This is a genomic window from Pseudomonas sp. GM102 (assembly GCF_000282555.1).
Classification (GTDB): domain Bacteria; phylum Pseudomonadota; class Gammaproteobacteria; order Pseudomonadales; family Pseudomonadaceae; genus Aquipseudomonas.
On sequence record NZ_AKJB01000147.1, the window covers coordinates 39,889 to 56,226 of the forward strand.

Consider the following 16,338-nt stretch of genomic DNA (forward strand, 5'->3'; position numbering starts at 1 on the left):
CCGGTAGATGCGGGCTGGTCGCGATAAGTATGTGAATGTCGCAGATAGGTAAATGGGTGGTTCGCACGTTACGCAGAATCGCCAACATAAGGCCGACCATCGGCGGTGGAGAACAGCATGTCCAACAGCTTCCTGAATCCGGTAACCACCCAGACCTGGGCCAATGGTCGACACATTGTCCGTTGCGTCAAAGTCATCCAGGAAACCTGGGATGTGCGCACCTTCTGCTTTATGGCCGACCAGCCGATCCTGTTCTTCTTCAAGCCCGGGCAGTTCGTCACCCTGGAGCTGGAAATCGACGGCGTGCCGATCATGCGCTCCTACACCATTTCCAGCTCGCCGTCGGTGCCGTACAGCTTTTCGGTGACCATCAAGCGCGTGCCGGGCGGCAAGGTGTCCAACTGGCTGCACGACACCCTGCATGAAGGCCAGGAGCTGGCGGTGCACGGGCCGGTCGGGTTGTTCAACGCCATGGACTTCCCCGCGCCGAAAGTGCTCTACCTCAGCGGCGGCGTCGGTATTACACCGTGCATGTCCATGGCTCGTTGGTTCTATGACACCAACGGCAATGTCGACATGGTGTTTATCCACAGCGCCCGTTCGCCCAAAGACATCATTTACCACCGCGAGCTGGAACACATGGCGTCGCGGATCGACAACTTCAGCCTGCACCTGATTTGCGAGAAGCACGGTCTGGGCGAGCCGTGGGCCGGTTATCGCGGTTACCTGAACCACAAGATGCTCGAATTGATGGCGCCGGACTTCCTCGACCGTGAAGTCTTCTGCTGCGGTCCGACCCCGTACATGAACGCGGTCAAGCGCATGCTTGAGACGGCGGGTTTCGACATGAAGCGTTATCACGAGGAATCCTTCGGCGCGACGCCGCCGGAAGCCCGTGCCGACGCGGTGGAGCAAGCCGAACAAGCGGCGGACGCTCCGGAAGTCGACGCGGCGGATCTGCATCAGGTGGAATTCACCGCTTCCGGCAAGAGCATTCGCGTTGCGCCAGGGGAGACCGTGCATGCGGCGGCGGCCAAGCTTGGCTTGCTGATCCCGAAAGCCTGCGGGATGGGGATTTGCGGGACCTGCAAGGTGATGAAGCTGGGGGGCGAGGTCGAAATGGACCACAACGGCGGGATTACCGAGGAAGACGAGGCCGAAGGGTTCATCCTGTCGTGCTGCAGCGTGCCGAAGGGCGACGTGCGGATCGAGTTTTGAACCTGTGGGAGCGGGCTTGCTCGCGAAGGCGGCGGCACAGTCAACATTGATGTTGCCTGACACACCGCTTTCGCGAGCAAGCCCGCTCCCACAATGGTTGGTATTTCAGTCCACAAACAGGTCTGGCATCAGCTTGTCTTTGGTGCCGGGCTCAAAGCGGTAATGATCGAATTCGGTCACGCCATGCTCCCGCAAAATCTCCTCATCAATCAGCAACCGCCCGGTGATGCTGCGACCACTGCTGCTCAGAATCGCGTAAGCCGCATCCGCCATAATCGCAGGCGTGCGCGCATGTTTGAACGACTCGCGCGACCCCAGCTGAAACTCGATGGCGGCAGTGGCGATCATGGTCTGCGGCCACAGAGAATTGACGCTGATGCCGTAGGAGGCGAATTCCTCGCTCATGCCCAGGGTCAGCATACTCATGCCGTACTTGGTCACCGTGTACGGGCTGTACTGGGCGAACCACCTGGTGGCCAGGTTCAGCGGTGGTGACAGGTTGAGGATGTGGCCGCCAGTTTTTTTCAGATAGGGCAGGGCAGCCTGACTGCACAGCAGCACGGCGCGGGTGTTGATCTGGTGCATCAGGTCGAAGCGCTTGAGTTCGATGTGTTGCACCCCGGTCAGCTTGATCGCTCCGGCATTGTTGATCAGCGCATCGATGCCGCCGAAATGTGCGCTGGCGTCGGCCATGGCCTGGCGCACGGCAACTTCATCGCGCACATCCACCTGCAAGGCCAGCGCCTTGCCGCCCGCGGCTTCGACTTCCGCCGCCACGCTGAAGATGGTGCCTGGCAGTTTGGGGTGAGGGGTGGCGCTTTTGGCGGCAATCACGATGTTGGCCCCGTCCTTTGCTGCCCGCAGCGCAATCTCACGCCCAATGCCACGGCTGGCGCCGGTGATGAACAGGGTTTTGCCTTGTAGTGACATGCGTACGCTCCTGATTGTTGTTATCTGAGCGGATCGAAACAGCTCGCCAGTCAATGTAGACCAAAAGACACTTGTTCCTCGCACTCACGGCGATCGTTCCCACGCTCCGCGTGGGAATGCCTCTCGGGACGCTCCGCGTTCCTGTCTCAGCGCCGATGCAATGCCGAGCACTGTTGTGACGCAGAGCGTCACGGGCTGCATTCCCACGCGGAGCGTGGGAACGATCAGGTTGGGGGTGCTATGAGCCTCAATACCAACGCTGTATCTCGATCAGCCCCTCCATCCCTGCATAATTCCTCGCACTGGAGTAGCGCCAATGCTCCGGCAGATCTACGTACCCACGCTTAACCGGGTTGTAGTGGATGTAATCCAGCTTTTGGCGCATCACCGTTTCGCTGTACACCATCTCTGCGTGTGAACCTTCCTGCCACAACTGATAAACCCGATCTTTCTTATGGGCGCATTTGCTGAAACGCAGGCGCTGCAACGCGCGCTCTGCGCCTTTGTTTTGCAGATCGTCGATGATTTGGCGGGCGGTGAAGGATTTGAACTGGCGGAGGCATTTGCTCAGGTCTGGAGCTTCGGCAACGAAATGCAAATGGTTTTCCAGGACGACGTAACCATACAGCTTTAGACCTTGGTAGGTTTGTTGATAGCGCCAGCAATTGAGCAGGTGATCGATAATGTAGGGGCGGATAAACAGTGGGAGCCATTCCATGATTGTGCAGGTCAGGAAATGGGGTTTGTCAGGTTCGGTGATGGTGTAGCGGCTTCGGCCCATGGATGCATTCCTTTGCGGGGGAATGACTAGGGTGAGCGGGGTTGCGTGAGGGGGCTAGAGGACAGCGCCGCGCAGTGAGTAAGAAATTGCGATGCGCCACCGTGATCGTTCCCACGCTCTGCGTGGGAATGCAGCCCGTGACGCTCTGCGTCACTGCGGTATTGGGCATTGCGTCGGCGTTGAGGCAGGAACGCGGAGCGTCCCAAGAGGCATTCCCACGCAGAGCGTGGGAACGATCAGTACAATCAGGCCGACATCACGTGTCGAATATCCGCCGCCAATTCGCGCACACGCTCTTCTTCGGTGTCCCACGAGCACATGAAGCGTGCGCCGCCGTTGCCGATGAAGGTGTAGAAGCGCCAGCCCTTGGCGGTCAGCGCGGCGATTGCCGGTTCCGACAGTTGCAGGAACACGCCGTTGGCCTGCACCGGGAACATCAGTTCCACGCCAGGAATATCGCTCACCAGTTCGGCCAGCAGCTGCGCGCAGTGGTTGGCGTGGCGGGCGTATTTGAGCCAGGCGTCGTTTTCCAGGATCCCGACCCACGGCGCCGAGAGGAAGCGCATCTTCGACGCCAGTTGCCCGGCCTGTTTGCAGCGGTAGTCGAAATCTTCGGCCAGTTTGTGGTTGAAGAACAGGATCGCTTCGCCCACCGCCATGCCGTTTTTCGTGCCGCCGAAGCACAAGACATCGACCCCGGCCTTCCAGGTCAGGTCTGCCGGTGAGCAGCCAAGAAATGCGCAAGCATTGGAGAAGCGTGCGCCGTCCATGTGCAGGTTCAGGCCCAGCTCTTTGCAGGTGACGCTGATGGCGCGGATTTCTTGCGGGGTGTACACGCTGCCGACTTCGGTGGCCTGGGTCAGGGTCACTACGCGGGGTTTGGGGTAGTGGATGTCCTGGCGCTTGAGGGCGATTTCGCGGATCGACTCCGGCGTCAGCTTGCCGTTTTCGGTGCGGGCGATGAGCAGCTTGGAACCGTTGGAGAAAAACTCCGGCGCGCCGCATTCGTCGGTTTCGACGTGGGCGGTTTCCGAGCAGATCACGCTGTGGTAACTCTGGCACAGCGACGACAGGGCCAGCGAGTTGGCGGCGGTGCCGTTGAAGGCGAAGAACACTTCGCAGTCGGTTTCGAACAGTTTGCGGAATTGATCAGATGCGCGTGCGGTCCACTCATCGTCGCCATAAGCGCGCTGGTGGCCGTGGTTGGCCTGTTCCATGGCAGCCCAGGCTTCAGGGCAGATACCGGAATAGTTGTCGCTGGCGAATTGTTGGCTCTTATCGGTCATGGCCGGCTTCCGTGGTCGAGGCTCTTATGGTGAAGAGCATCGTGGTCAATGATGGTGCGCACTTTACCGAAGATCGTCCGGGGAGCACACGGGATGTTGCTGTCAGAAAAATACACGGTTGACGGGCAATTATGCACATGACTCAACGGGATGGGGCGCTGGATCTGCTCAAGTGGCTGGCGCTGCTGAGCATGGTGCTCGATCACCTGCGATATGTCGGTTATTCCGTCGATATTCTGTATGTCCCGGGTAGATTGGCGTTCCCGTGGTTTTGTCTGGCGATGGCGGCAAACCTGTCGCGGGCTCGCGCAGTAACCACCGATGGCCAGTGGCGTTACCTGGGTTGGTTGTTGCTGTTTAGCGCTGTAAGCGAAATCCCCTACCGTATGTACATTCCTGATCACAACACCTTAAACGTGTTGCCCACGTTGGTTCTGGGTTTGTTGGTCGCCCGTGGCTGGCAGCACAGGCTGCTTCAGCCGCGGCTATTGGCGGCGGGTGCCTTGTTGCTGGCGGCGCTGTTCCCGGAACGACTGATGTTCGGATTCTTCGGCGTGCTGTTGCCGCTGGCGATGTTGCTGGTGATTAACCGCCCCTGGTATCTCAGTCTGCTGCCGGGGCTGGTCTGCCTGGCGGCCAATCAATGGCAAGTGCTGTATTACGCCGCGCGACTTCACAGCAGTGCAGCCATCCTCGGCATTGCCGCTTGTCTGATTGCGCCACTGTTGGGCCTGCTGCTATTGCGACATGCCCAAGGCATCCAGCCACCGCCGATGCGCCGTTGGGCGTATGCGCTCTATCCCGCGCATTTCCTCTTGCTTCTGGCCTTGCGCCAACTCATCGCCTGACCCCTGAGCTTCTCGCAAAACCTTGTGGGAGCGGGCTTGCTCGCGAATGCGCCGGGCCAGTCAACATCAGTGTCGGATGACAAACCGCATTCGCGAGCAAGCCCGCTCCCACAGGGGATCCTGGCTGCTTCAAGGATTGTGTTCGGCATGCCATTTCTCGCCATGTCGTAAACGCACCTTTGCGTGGCGTCCATAGGCATTTGACCTGTCTGCGCCGGTCATACCATCGCTTCCAAAGGGCACTGCCGTAACGCCAGTGCCTTACCGAGACGAATGGCGCATAGATGCCGCTGGGAGAGACGCGATGTTCAGCAAGCAAGACCAGATCAAAGGTTACGACGATGCACTGCTGGCGGCGATGAATGCCGAGGAGCAACGCCAGGAAGATCACATCGAGCTGATCGCGTCCGAGAACTACACCAGCAAGCGCGTGATGGAAGCGCAAGGCAGCGGCCTGACCAACAAATACGCTGAAGGCTATCCGGGCAAGCGCTACTACGGTGGCTGCGAGCACGTCGACAAGGTCGAAGCCTTGGCCATCGAGCGCGCCAAGCAATTGTTTGGTGCCGACTATGCCAACGTTCAGCCGCACTCCGGCTCTTCGGCCAACAGCGCCGTGTACCTGGCTCTGCTGCAAGCCGGCGACACCATCCTGGGCATGAGCCTGGCCCACGGCGGCCACCTGACTCACGGCGCCAAAGTGTCGTCCTCGGGCAAGCTGTACAACGCCGTGCAGTACGGCATCGACACCAAGACCGGCCTGATCGATTACGACGAAGTCGAGCGCCTGGCCGTCGAGTGCAAGCCGAAGATGATCGTCGCCGGCTTTTCTGCCTACTCCAAGACCCTGGACTTCCCGCGCTTCCGGCAGATTGCCGACAAGGTCGGTGCGCTGCTGTTCGTCGACATGGCTCACGTTGCCGGTCTGGTCGCTGCCGGCCTGTACCCCAACCCTCTGCCGTACGCTGACGTGGTCACCACCACCACCCACAAGACCCTGCGCGGTCCGCGTGGTGGCCTGATCCTGGCCAAGTCCAACGAAGAAATCGAGAAGAAGCTCAACGCTGCCGTGTTCCCCGGCGCTCAGGGCGGCCCGCTGATGCACGTCATCGCCGGTAAAGCCGTGTGCTTCAAGGAAGCGCTGGAGCCTGGCTTCAAGGCTTACCAGCAACAAGTGATCGACAACGCCCAGGCCATGGCCGGCGTATTTATCAAACGCGGCTACGATGTAGTGTCCGGCGGTACCGATAACCACCTGTTCCTGGTCAGCCTGATCCGTCAGGGCCTCACCGGTAAAGAGGCGGACGCAGCACTCGGTCGCGCCCATATCACTGTTAACAAGAACGCTGTCCCGAACGATCCACAGTCGCCGTTCGTGACCTCCGGCCTGCGTATCGGCACCCCGGCGGTGACCACTCGCGGCTTCAAGGTTACCCAGTGCGTTGAACTGGCCGGCTGGATCTGCGACATCCTCGACAACCTCGGCGACGCCGATGTCGAGGCCAATGTTGCGCAGCAAGTGGCAGCCCTGTGCGCGGACTTCCCGGTTTATCGCTGAGCGCGGTTTTGGAGTAAATGACTATGCAACGCTATTCGGGCTTCGGCCTCTTCAAACACTCCCTCAGCCATCATGAAAACTGGCAGAAGATGTGGCGCACGCCGACCCCGAAAAAGGTCTATGACGTGGTCATCGTCGGCGGTGGCGGGCATGGTCTGGCGACCGCCTACTACTTGGCCAAGGAGCACGGCATCACCAACGTGGCCGTGGTCGAGAAAGGCTGGCTGGGCGGCGGTAACACCGCGCGCAACACCACCATCGTTCGCTCCAACTACCTGTGGGACGAGTCGGCGCACCTGTACGAACACGCGATGAAATTGTGGGAAGGCCTGTCCCAGGACCTGAACTACAACGTGATGTTCTCCCAGCGTGGCGTTTACAACCTGTGCCACACGCTTCAAGACATTCGTGATTCCGAGCGTCGGGTCAGCGCCAACCGCCTCAACGGCGTGGACGGCGAACTGCTCGATGCCAAACAGGTAGCCGACGAGATTCCGTACCTCGACTGCTCCAAGAACACTCGCTACCCGGTGATGGGCGCAACCGTCCAGCGTCGCGGCGGCGTGGCCCGTCACGATGCCGTGGCCTGGGGCTTTGCCCGTGCCGCCGACGCCTTGGGCGTGGACCTGATCCAGCAGACCGAAGTGATCGGTTTCCGCAAGGAAAACGGCGTGTGCATCGGTGTTGAAACCAACAAGGGCTTCATCGGCGCCAAACGCGTCGGTGTGGTGACTGCCGGTAACTCCGGGCACATGGCCAAACTCGCCGGTTTCCGTCTGCCGATCGAATCGCACCCGCTGCAAGCGCTGGTGTCCGAGCCGATCAAGCCGATTATCGACAGCGTGATCATGTCCAACGCCGTACACGGTTACATCAGCCAGTCCGACAAGGGCGACCTGGTGATCGGCGCCGGTATCGACGGCTACAACGGCTACGGCCAGCGTGGTTCGTACCCGGTGATCGAGCACACCATTCAGGCCATCGTCGAGATGTTCCCGGTGCTGTCGCGCGTACGCATGAACCGTCAGTGGGGCGGCATCGTCGACACCACGCCGGACGCGTGCCCGATCATCTCGAAAACCCCGGTACCGAACATGTTCTTCAACTGCGGTTGGGGCACCGGTGGCTTCAAGGCAACACCTGGCTCGGGCAACGTGTTTGCCGCGAGTCTGGCCAAGGGTGAAATGCACCCATTGGCTGCACCTTTCTCCATCGACCGTTTCCATAGCGGTGCGTTGATCGACGAACACGGCGCTGCAGCAGTCGCCCACTAACAGGAGAAATCCCTATGTTGCATATCTTCTGTCCTCACTGTGGCGAACTGCGCTCCGAAGAGGAATTCCATGCATCCGGCCAGGCGCACATCCCGCGTCCACTGGACCCGAACAGCTGCACCGACGAGGAGTGGGGCGACTACATGTTCTTCCGCGACAACCCTCGCGGTCTGCACCACGAACTGTGGGATCACGTCGCCGGTTGCCGTCAGTACTTCAACGTCACCCGTGACACCGTGACCTACGAGATTCTCGAAACCTACAAGATCGGCACCAAGCCGCAGTTCACCGACAAGACCGACAGCCCGAAAGCGGCCGCCACGGCTCTGGGAGAGAAGGTATGAGCCAGATCAATCGCCTGTCCAACGGCGGACGCATCGACCGCAACAAAGTGCTGAGCTTCACCTTCAACGGCCAGGTCTACAAAGGCTTTGAAGGCGATTCCCTGGCTGCAGCCCTGCTGGCCAACGGTGTCGACATCATCGGCCGCAGCTTCAAGTACTCGCGTCCACGCGGCATCTTCGCCGCCGGTGCCGAAGAGCCGAACGCCGTGCTGCAGATCGGTGCAACCGAAGCCACGCAGATCCCGAACGTACGCGCCACGCAACAAGCGCTGTATCAAGGCCTGGTCGCCACCAGCACCAACGGCTGGCCGAGCGTGAACAACGACATGATGGGGATTCTCGGCAAGGTCGGCGGCAAGCTGATGCCGCCGGGCTTCTACTACAAAACCTTCATGTACCCGCAATCGTTCTGGATGACCTACGAGAAGTACATTCGTAAGGCTGCCGGCCTCGGCCGCTCGCCGACCGAGAACGATCCGGACACCTACGACTACATGAACCAGCACTGCGACGTGCTGATCGTTGGCGCTGGCCCTGCGGGTCTGGCGGCTGCACTGGCGGCTGCCCGCAGCGGTGCGCGCGTGATCCTGGCCGATGAGCAGGAAGAGTTCGGCGGCAGCCTGCTTGATTCTCGCGAAAGCCTCGACGGCAAGCCTGCCACCGAGTGGGTCGCCAGCGTCATCGCGGAACTGAAAAACACCCCGGACGTGCTGCTGTTGCCGCGCGCCACAGTCAACGGTTACCACGACCATAACTTCCTGACCATTCACGAGCGCCTCACCGATCACCTCGGCGACCGTGCCCCGATTGGCCAGGTGCGTCAGCGCATCCACCGGGTTCGCGCCAAGCGTGTAGTGCTGGCGACCGGTACTCACGAGCGTCCACTGGTTTATGGCAACAACGACGTGCCGGGCAACATGCTCGCCGGTGCTGTGTCGACTTATGTTCGTCGTTACGGCGTAGCACCGGGCAAAAAACTCGTGCTGTCGACCAACAACGACCACGCTTACCGCGTAGCGCTGGATTGGCTCGACGCCAGCCTGCAAGTGGTCGCGATCGCCGACGCCCGCAGCAACCCGCGTGGTGCGCTGGTGGAAGAGGCTCGCGCCAAAGGCATCCGCATCCTGACCGGCAGCGCCGTGATCGAGGCCCGTGGCAGTAAGCACGTCACCGCCGCTCGCGTTGCCGCGATTGATGTAAAAGCACACACCGTGACCAGCCCGGGCGAGTGGCTCGATTGCGACCTGGTTGCCAGTTCCGGCGGTTATAGCCCGGTGGTTCACTTGGCGTCGCACTTGGGTGGCAAGCCGATCTGGCGTGAAGACATCCTCGGTTTCGTACCGGGCGAAGCACCGCAGAAACGCGTGTGCGTCGGTGGCATCAATGGCGTCTACAGCCTCGGCGATTCGTTGGCCGATGGTTTTGAAGGCGGTGCTCGCGCTGCCAGCGAAGCCGGTTTCGGCAAGGTCGAAGGCGTACTGCCTAAAGCCCTGAGCCGTCTGGAAGAGCCGACTTTGGCGCTGTTCCAGGTGCCTCATGAAAAAGCCACTGCCCGTGCGCCGAAGCAATTCGTCGACCTGCAGAACGACGTCACCGCTGCCGCCATCGAACTGGCGACCCGCGAAGGCTTCGAGTCGGTCGAGCACGTCAAGCGTTACACCGCACTGGGCTTCGGCACCGATCAGGGCAAGCTCGGCAACGTCAACGGTCTGGCCATTGCTGCCCGTTCGCTGAACGTGACCATCCCGCAGATGGGCACCACCATGTTCCGCCCGAACTACACGCCGGTGACTTTCGGCGCCGTGGCCGGTCGTCACTGTGGGCACATCTTCGAGCCGGTTCGTTTCACCGCGCTGCATCACTGGCATGTGAAGAACGGTGCTGAATTCGAAGACGTCGGTCAGTGGAAACGTCCATGGTACTTCCCGAAAAACGGTGAAGACCTGCACGCCGCGGTAAAACGCGAATGCAAAGCGGTGCGCGACAGCGTCGGCCTGCTGGACGCTTCGACCCTGGGCAAAATCGACATCCAGGGCCCGGATTCGCGTGAGTTCCTCAACCGCATCTACACCAACGCCTGGACCAAGCTCGACGTGGGCAAGGCCCGTTACGGCCTGATGTGTAAAGAAGACGGCATGGTGTTCGACGACGGCGTGACTGCATGCCTGGCCGACAACCATTTCGTGATGACCACCACCACCGGCGGCGCTGCACGCGTGCTGCAATGGCTGGAAATCTACCACCAGACCGAATGGCCAGAGCTGAAGGTGTACTTCACTTCGGTCACTGACCACTGGGCGACCATGACCCTGTCGGGGCCGAACAGCCGCAAGCTGCTCAGCGAAGTCACCGACATCGACCTGAGCAACGAAGCCTTCCCGTTCATGACCTGGAAAGAAGGTCTGGTCGGTGGTGTGCCGGCGCGGGTGTTCCGGATTTCGTTTACCGGTGAGCTGTCGTACGAAGTCAACGTGCAGGCCGACTACGCCATGGGCGTGCTGGAAAAAATCGTCGAGGCCGGCAAGCAGTACAACCTGACCCCGTACGGCACCGAAACCATGCACGTTCTGCGGGCAGAGAAGGGCTTCATCATCGTCGGTCAGGACACTGACAGCTCGATGACCCCGGACGACCTGAACATGGGCTGGTGTGTCGGTCGCACCAAACCGTTCTCGTGGATCGGCTGGCGTGGCATGAACCGCGAAGACTGCGTGCGTGATCAGCGCAAGCAATTGGTCGGTCTGAAGCCGATCGATCCGACCAAGTGGCTGCCGGAAGGGGCGCAACTGGTGTTCAACACCAAGCAAACCATCCCGATGACCATGGTCGGTCACGTGACTTCCAGTTACCTGCACAACTCCCTGGGCTATTCGTTTGCCATGGGTGTGGTCAAGGGCGGCTTGAAGCGCATGGGTGAGCGGGTGTTCGCCCCGCTGGCCGACGGCAGCGTGATCGAGGCGGAAATCGTTTCTTCGGTGTTCTTCGATCCGAAAGGCGATCGCCAGAACGTGTAAGTCGATCGTTCCCACGCTCTGCGTGGGAATGCATCCCGGGACGCTCCGCGTCCCAAGAGCGGACGCAGAGCGTCCATGGCGGCATTCCCACGCAGAGCGTGGGAACGATCAACAAAAGAAAGGTGCTTTATGACCGCAGCCAATGTTTACCAACAACGCCCAACCACCGGGGCCAAGGCCGAGTCGTCGCTGCATCATGCCGACCTCGCCAGCCTGGTGGGCAAGGGTCGCAAGAACGCCGGCGTGATCGTGCGTGAGAAAAAACTCCTCGGTCACCTGACCATCCGTGGCGATGGTCACGATGCCGCGTTCGCCGCCGGCGTGCACAAGGCCCTCGGCCTGGAACTGCCCGCCGCGCTGACCGTGGTGATCAAAGGCGAAACCAGCCTGCAATGGATGGGGCCGGATGAATGGCTGCTGATCGTGCCGACCGGTGAAGAATTCGCTGCCGAGAAAAAGCTGCGTGAAGCACTGGGCGACCTGCACATCCAGATCGTCAACGTCAGCGGCGGCCAGCAGATCCTCGAGCTCAGCGGCCCGAACGTACGTCAGGTGCTGATGAAATCCACCAGCTACGACGTGCACCCCAACAGCTTCCCGGTGGGCAAGGCTGTCGGCACGGTGTTCGCCAAGTCGCAATTGATGATCCGCCACACCGCCGAAGACACCTGGGAACTGCTGATTCGTCGCAGCTTCTCGGATTACTGGTGGTTGTGGTTACAGGATGCTGCCGCCGAATACGGCCTTAGCGTCCAGGCGTAATTGTGGCGAGGGAGCTTGCTCCCGCTCGGCTGCGCAGCAGTCGTAAAACCTGAGTCCGCGTTCCTTCTGCAGGAATGCAGTTGCTGAAAAAGGGGTTGCTTCGCAACCCAGCGGGAGCAAGCTCCCTCGCCACAGGTCTTCGCAGTCGCGTAGGTATTTTCGAACAGGAGTCACCGCACTATGAGCCGCGCACCAGACACATGGATTCTGACCGCCGACTGCCCCAGCGTCCTCGGCACCGTGGATGCGGTGACCCGCTTTCTGTTCGAGCAGGGCTGCTACGTCACCGAGCACCATTCCTTTGATGACCGGCTCTCGGGCCGTTTCTTCATTCGCGTGGAATTCCGTCAGCCCGACGGCTTCGACGAACAAGCCTTTCGCGCAGGTCTGGCGGAACGGGGTGACGCCTTCGGGATGGTCTTCGAACTGACCCCGCCGCATCACCGGCCGAAAGTGGTGATCATGGTGTCCAAGGCCGATCACTGCCTCAACGACTTGCTCTATCGCCAGCGCATCGGCCAGTTGTCGATGGACGTGGTCGCCGTGGTTTCCAACCACCCGGACCTCAAGCCGTTGGCCGACTGGCACCAGATTCCGTACTACCACTTTCCCCTGGACCCGAACGACAAACCGTCCCAGGAGCGTCAGGTCTGGCAGGTGGTCGAAGAGTCTGGCGCCGAGTTGGTGATTCTTGCGCGCTACATGCAGGTTCTGTCGCCAGAGCTGTGCCGCAAACTCGATGGCAAGGCGATCAATATCCACCACTCCCTGCTGCCGGGTTTCAAGGGCGCCAAGCCCTATCACCAGGCCTACAACAAGGGCGTGAAACTGGTCGGCGCCACGGCGCATTACATCAACAACGACCTGGACGAAGGCCCGATCATCGCCCAGGGCGTGGAGGCCGTGGACCACAGTCATTACCCGGAAGATTTGATCGCCAAGGGGCGGGATATTGAAGGGCTGACCCTGGCCCGGGCGGTTGGTTATCACATTGAAAGGCGAGTGTTTTTGAACGCCAATCGCACCGTCGTTCTGTAGATCGCCATCGCTAGCAGGCTAGCTCCCACATTGAAATGCGTACCCTTGTGGGAGCTAGCCTGCTAGCGATAGGGCCATTACAGGCAACACAACAATTGGCGTCTGTACCCGAGCAATCAACGCGCCGCCGATCCATGGCGACGCGACCGCTACATAAAAACAACAGCGAGGTGAAAGCATGTCTGGTAATCGTGGTGTGGTGTATCTCGGCGCTGGCAAGGTCGAAGTACAGAAAATCGACTATCCCAAAATGCAGGACCCGCGCGGCAGGAAGATCGAGCACGGCGTCATCCTGCGCGTAGTGTCCACCAACATCTGTGGTTCCGATCAGCACATGGTGCGCGGGCGTACCACCGCTCAGACCGGTCTGGTGCTGGGCCACGAGATCACGGGTGAAGTGATCGAGAAGGGCAGCGGTGTCGAAAACCTGCAGATCGGCGACTTGGTGTCGGTTCCTTTCAACGTTGCCTGTGGCCGTTGCCGTTCGTGCAAAGAGCAACATACTGGCGTCTGCCTGAGCGTTAACCCGGCGCGTCCGGGCGGTGCCTATGGTTACGTCGACATGGGTGACTGGACCGGTGGCCAAGCCGAATACGCGTTTGTGCCGTATGCCGACTTCAACCTGCTGAAACTTCCAGATCGCGACCGGGCCATGGAAAAAATCCGTGACCTGACCTGTCTCTCCGACATCCTGCCCACTGGTTACCACGGCGCAGTGACTGCCGGCGTTGGCCCTGGCAGCACCGTGTACATCGCCGGCGCCGGTCCGGTTGGCCTGGCAGCTGCCGCTTCCGCTCGTCTGCTGGGTGCTGCGGTGGTGATCATCGGTGACGTCAACCCGATCCGCCTGGCCCATGCCAAGGCTCAGGGTTTCGAAATCGCCGACCTGTCGACAGACACCCCACTGCATGAACAAATCGCTGCACTGTTGGGCGAGCCGGAAGTGGACTGCGCCGTCGATGCCGTAGGCTTCGAAGCTCGCGGTCACGGCCATGCCGGCGTGAAGCACGAGGCTCCGGCCACCGTGCTCAACTCGCTGATGGGCGTGGTTCGCGTGGCGGGCAAAATCGGTATCCCCGGTCTCTACGTCACTGAAGACCCGGGTGCGGTGGATGCCGCCGCGAAAATGGGCAGCCTGAGCATTCGCTTCGGTCTGGGCTGGGCCAAATCCCACAGCTTCCACACCGGCCAGACGCCAGTGATGAAGTACAACCGCCAACTGATGCAGGCGATCATGTGGGACCGCATCAAGATTGCTGACATCGTGGGTGTTGAAGTCATCAGCCTGGATGACGCGCCACGTGGTTATGGCGAGTTCGATGCGGGCGTGCCGAAGAAGTTTGTGATCGATCCGCACAAGATGTTCAGCGCGGCGTAAGGCTGGGAGCAAGACGGAAAAAGGGGCGACAGTGATGTCGCCCTTTTTTATGGAGCACCGCAGCCTGCGCTTTCAGGTTCTGCCGGGTTGTTCACAGCCTGTTCGGCGGGAGCGGGCGTGCCATTCATCGTATGGATTCGGGGTTCCACGACCGGGGGGGAACATGCCAGCAGATGCCCGGTCAAATCGGCAGTTTTGCTGCCCTGCCGGGTGGTTCTCATGGCACAAGAGGATGTCTGGATGAACGTTTCACGCGGTTTTGCGCTGGCATCGCTCATGGCTGTTGCTTCGTTGACGACGCTGGCCGCGAGCCCGGCCTTTGCACAGTTCAGCCTCAGCGATGCGGCCAATGCGGTTACGGCGATGCAGGGTAACGAGGACGATGAGAGCGACGAGAATGACGACGCCGTGGCGGCGCTACCCAAGGCTGCCGGTTTGCTCACTTCCCTGGGGTCTCAGCTCAATGTCACGCCGGAACAGGCCATGGGTGGTGCCGGTGCGATGCTGGGGCTGGCCAGGAACCAACTCAGCGGCCAGGACTTCACCGAACTGAGCAAAAATGTGCCGGGCCTCGATCAGATCGCCGGCAACAGCGCCCTCAGTGGCTTGAGCGGATTGGGTGGGCTGCTCGGCGGTGGTGTCGACAAGAACCCTTTGCTCAATGGTTTGCTGGGTAACGTCAAGGACACCAAGGACCTGAACAACGCGTTCAGTGCCCTGGGCATGGACACCGGCATGATCGGACTGTTTGCCCCGGTGATCCTGCAATACCTCGGTCAGCAAGGCGTCGCCGGTTCGCTGCTGCAAAACCTTGGCGGAATCTGGGGCACCGGCATCGGCACCGGCATAGGTAGCTGAGTCAGCCCTCGGCGCGCAGGGCCTTGATGCGCCGGTCCTTCTCGATCCAGAGCTGGTTGACCCAGTTCTGGACGTGTTCGCGAAACACCGGATCATTTTCGTAATCGCCTTGCCACAGCGCCGGGTCCAGTTCGCGGGTCTGGATGTCGATGATGACCCTGGGCACGTTGCCGCTGATCAAATCCCAGAACCCCGGAATCTTCTGCTGCGGGTACACCACTGTCACATCGAGAACGGCATCCAGCTGCTCGCCCATCGCCGCCAGCACAAAAGCCACGCCGCCAGCCTTGGGCTTGAGCAGGTGGGTGAAGGGTGACTGCTGCTGGGCGCTTTTCGTTGTGGTGTATCGAGTGCCTTCCAGATAATTGACCACTGTCACCGGTTGGCGCTTGTACAACTCGCAGGCCTCTTTGGTGATTTCCAGGTCCTTGCCGGCCAGCTCCGGGTTCTTTGCCAGAAACGCCTTGGTGTAGCGCTTCATGAACGGATAGTCCAACGCCCACCAGGCCAGGCCCAGGAACGGCACCCAGATCAGTTCTTTCTTGAGGAAAAACTTGAAGAACGGCGTGCGCCGGTTAAGCGTCTGGATCAGCGCCGGGATGTCGACCCAGGATTGATGGTTACCGATCACCAGATACGAGGTGTCGCGGCGCAAATCATCACCACCGCGGATGTCCCATCGGGTGGGGATGCACAGTCTGAAGATCAGTTTGTCGATTTCGGCCCAGGTTTCAGCAATCCACATCACCGCGGCCGAGGCATCATCGCGAAAGCGCCCGGGCAAAAGCAGTTTCAGCAGGGCGAACACCATCAAAGGCCCGAACAGCACCAGAGTGTTAAGCAACAACAGCAGGGTAACGAAACAGCCGGTGAGCAGGCGGCGCATAAGTAACTCTTGAAAGCGTTTGGGCGCGCCATGATAAGCAGCTTCGTACGGCAGGCCAAATCGATGGTGACGAATGTTTCACGTTTGCGGCGGTATGTTGGACTGACATAGCGATCGTTCCCACGCTCCGCGTGGGAATGCAGCCCGGGACGCTCCGCGTCCC

14 protein-coding genes are annotated in these 16,338 nt (G+C 60.5%); 10 read left to right on the forward strand and 4 right to left on the reverse strand.

Going from position 1 to position 16,338, the window contains the following annotated elements:
- Positions 1 to 117 precede the first annotated feature (117 nt).
- Positions 118 to 1,218, forward strand: a complete 1,101-nt coding sequence (gbcB, locus tag PMI18_RS01100) for a glycine-betaine demethylase subunit GbcB (protein WP_007907554.1) — start codon at positions 118 to 120, stop codon at positions 1,216 to 1,218.
- Positions 1,219 to 1,323: 105 nt separating this feature from the next.
- Here the strand turns inward: gbcB and PMI18_RS01095 are convergent, their stop codons facing one another.
- From PMI18_RS01095 to PMI18_RS01085, 3 genes are all read right to left on the reverse strand, one after another.
- The gene (locus tag PMI18_RS01095; protein WP_007907555.1) at positions 1,324 to 2,148 is read right to left on the reverse strand and encodes an SDR family oxidoreductase; all 825 of its coding nucleotides are present in this window, start codon (positions 2,146 to 2,148) and stop codon (positions 1,324 to 1,326) included.
- A 247-nt stretch (positions 2,149 to 2,395) separates the two neighbouring features.
- Positions 2,396 to 2,929, reverse strand: coding sequence for an REP-associated tyrosine transposase (locus tag PMI18_RS01090; protein WP_007907556.1), 534 nt, complete (start codon positions 2,927 to 2,929; stop codon positions 2,396 to 2,398).
- Positions 2,930 to 3,174: 245 nt separating this feature from the next.
- Entirely contained in the window at positions 3,175 to 4,215 is a 1,041-nt protein-coding gene (locus PMI18_RS01085; protein ID WP_007907557.1) for a threonine aldolase family protein, read from the reverse strand.
- Between the two features lie 131 nt (positions 4,216 to 4,346).
- On the opposite strand from PMI18_RS01085, the gene PMI18_RS01080 reads away from it, so the two are divergent.
- From PMI18_RS01080 to PMI18_RS01040, 9 genes are all read left to right on the forward strand, one after another.
- Positions 4,347 to 5,063 (forward strand): TraX family protein, encoded by a 717-nt coding sequence (locus PMI18_RS01080; protein WP_007907558.1) that lies wholly within the window; start codon positions 4,347 to 4,349, stop codon positions 5,061 to 5,063.
- Positions 5,064 to 5,367: 304 nt separating this feature from the next.
- On the forward strand, positions 5,368 to 6,621 hold the full coding sequence (gene glyA, locus PMI18_RS01075) for a serine hydroxymethyltransferase (RefSeq protein ID WP_007907559.1): 1,254 nt from the start codon (positions 5,368 to 5,370) through the stop codon (positions 6,619 to 6,621).
- A gap of 23 nt (positions 6,622 to 6,644) precedes the next feature.
- Positions 6,645 to 7,895, forward strand: coding sequence for a sarcosine oxidase subunit beta (locus PMI18_RS01070; RefSeq protein WP_007907561.1), 1,251 nt, complete (start codon positions 6,645 to 6,647; stop codon positions 7,893 to 7,895).
- A 14-nt stretch (positions 7,896 to 7,909) separates the two neighbouring features.
- Positions 7,910 to 8,239 (forward strand): sarcosine oxidase subunit delta, encoded by a 330-nt coding sequence (locus PMI18_RS01065; RefSeq protein ID WP_007907563.1) that lies wholly within the window; start codon positions 7,910 to 7,912, stop codon positions 8,237 to 8,239.
- Positions 8,236 to 11,253, forward strand: a complete 3,018-nt coding sequence (locus PMI18_RS01060; RefSeq protein ID WP_007907566.1) for a sarcosine oxidase subunit alpha — start codon at positions 8,236 to 8,238, stop codon at positions 11,251 to 11,253. Before PMI18_RS01065 ends, PMI18_RS01060 begins: the two co-directional genes overlap by 4 nt.
- Before the next feature lie 129 nt (positions 11,254 to 11,382).
- Positions 11,383 to 12,015, forward strand: coding sequence for a sarcosine oxidase subunit gamma (locus PMI18_RS01055; RefSeq protein WP_007907568.1), 633 nt, complete (start codon positions 11,383 to 11,385; stop codon positions 12,013 to 12,015).
- A gap of 180 nt (positions 12,016 to 12,195) precedes the next feature.
- Positions 12,196 to 13,053: a formyltetrahydrofolate deformylase gene (gene purU / locus PMI18_RS01050; RefSeq protein ID WP_007907570.1), complete on the forward strand. Its 858-nt coding sequence runs from the start codon at positions 12,196 to 12,198 to the stop codon at positions 13,051 to 13,053.
- Positions 13,054 to 13,231: 178 nt separating this feature from the next.
- On the forward strand, positions 13,232 to 14,431 hold the full coding sequence (fdhA, locus tag PMI18_RS01045; RefSeq protein WP_007907573.1) for a formaldehyde dehydrogenase, glutathione-independent: 1,200 nt from the start codon (positions 13,232 to 13,234) through the stop codon (positions 14,429 to 14,431).
- Positions 14,432 to 14,671: 240 nt separating this feature from the next.
- On the forward strand, positions 14,672 to 15,289 hold the full coding sequence (locus PMI18_RS01040; RefSeq protein WP_007907575.1) for a DUF2780 domain-containing protein: 618 nt from the start codon (positions 14,672 to 14,674) through the stop codon (positions 15,287 to 15,289).
- 1 nt (position 15,290) lies between these two features.
- Here PMI18_RS01040 and PMI18_RS01035 read toward each other — a convergent pair whose 3' ends face one another.
- Entirely contained in the window at positions 15,291 to 16,175 is an 885-nt protein-coding gene (locus tag PMI18_RS01035) for an acyltransferase (RefSeq protein ID WP_007907577.1), read from the reverse strand.
- Positions 16,176 to 16,338 lie beyond the last annotated feature (163 nt).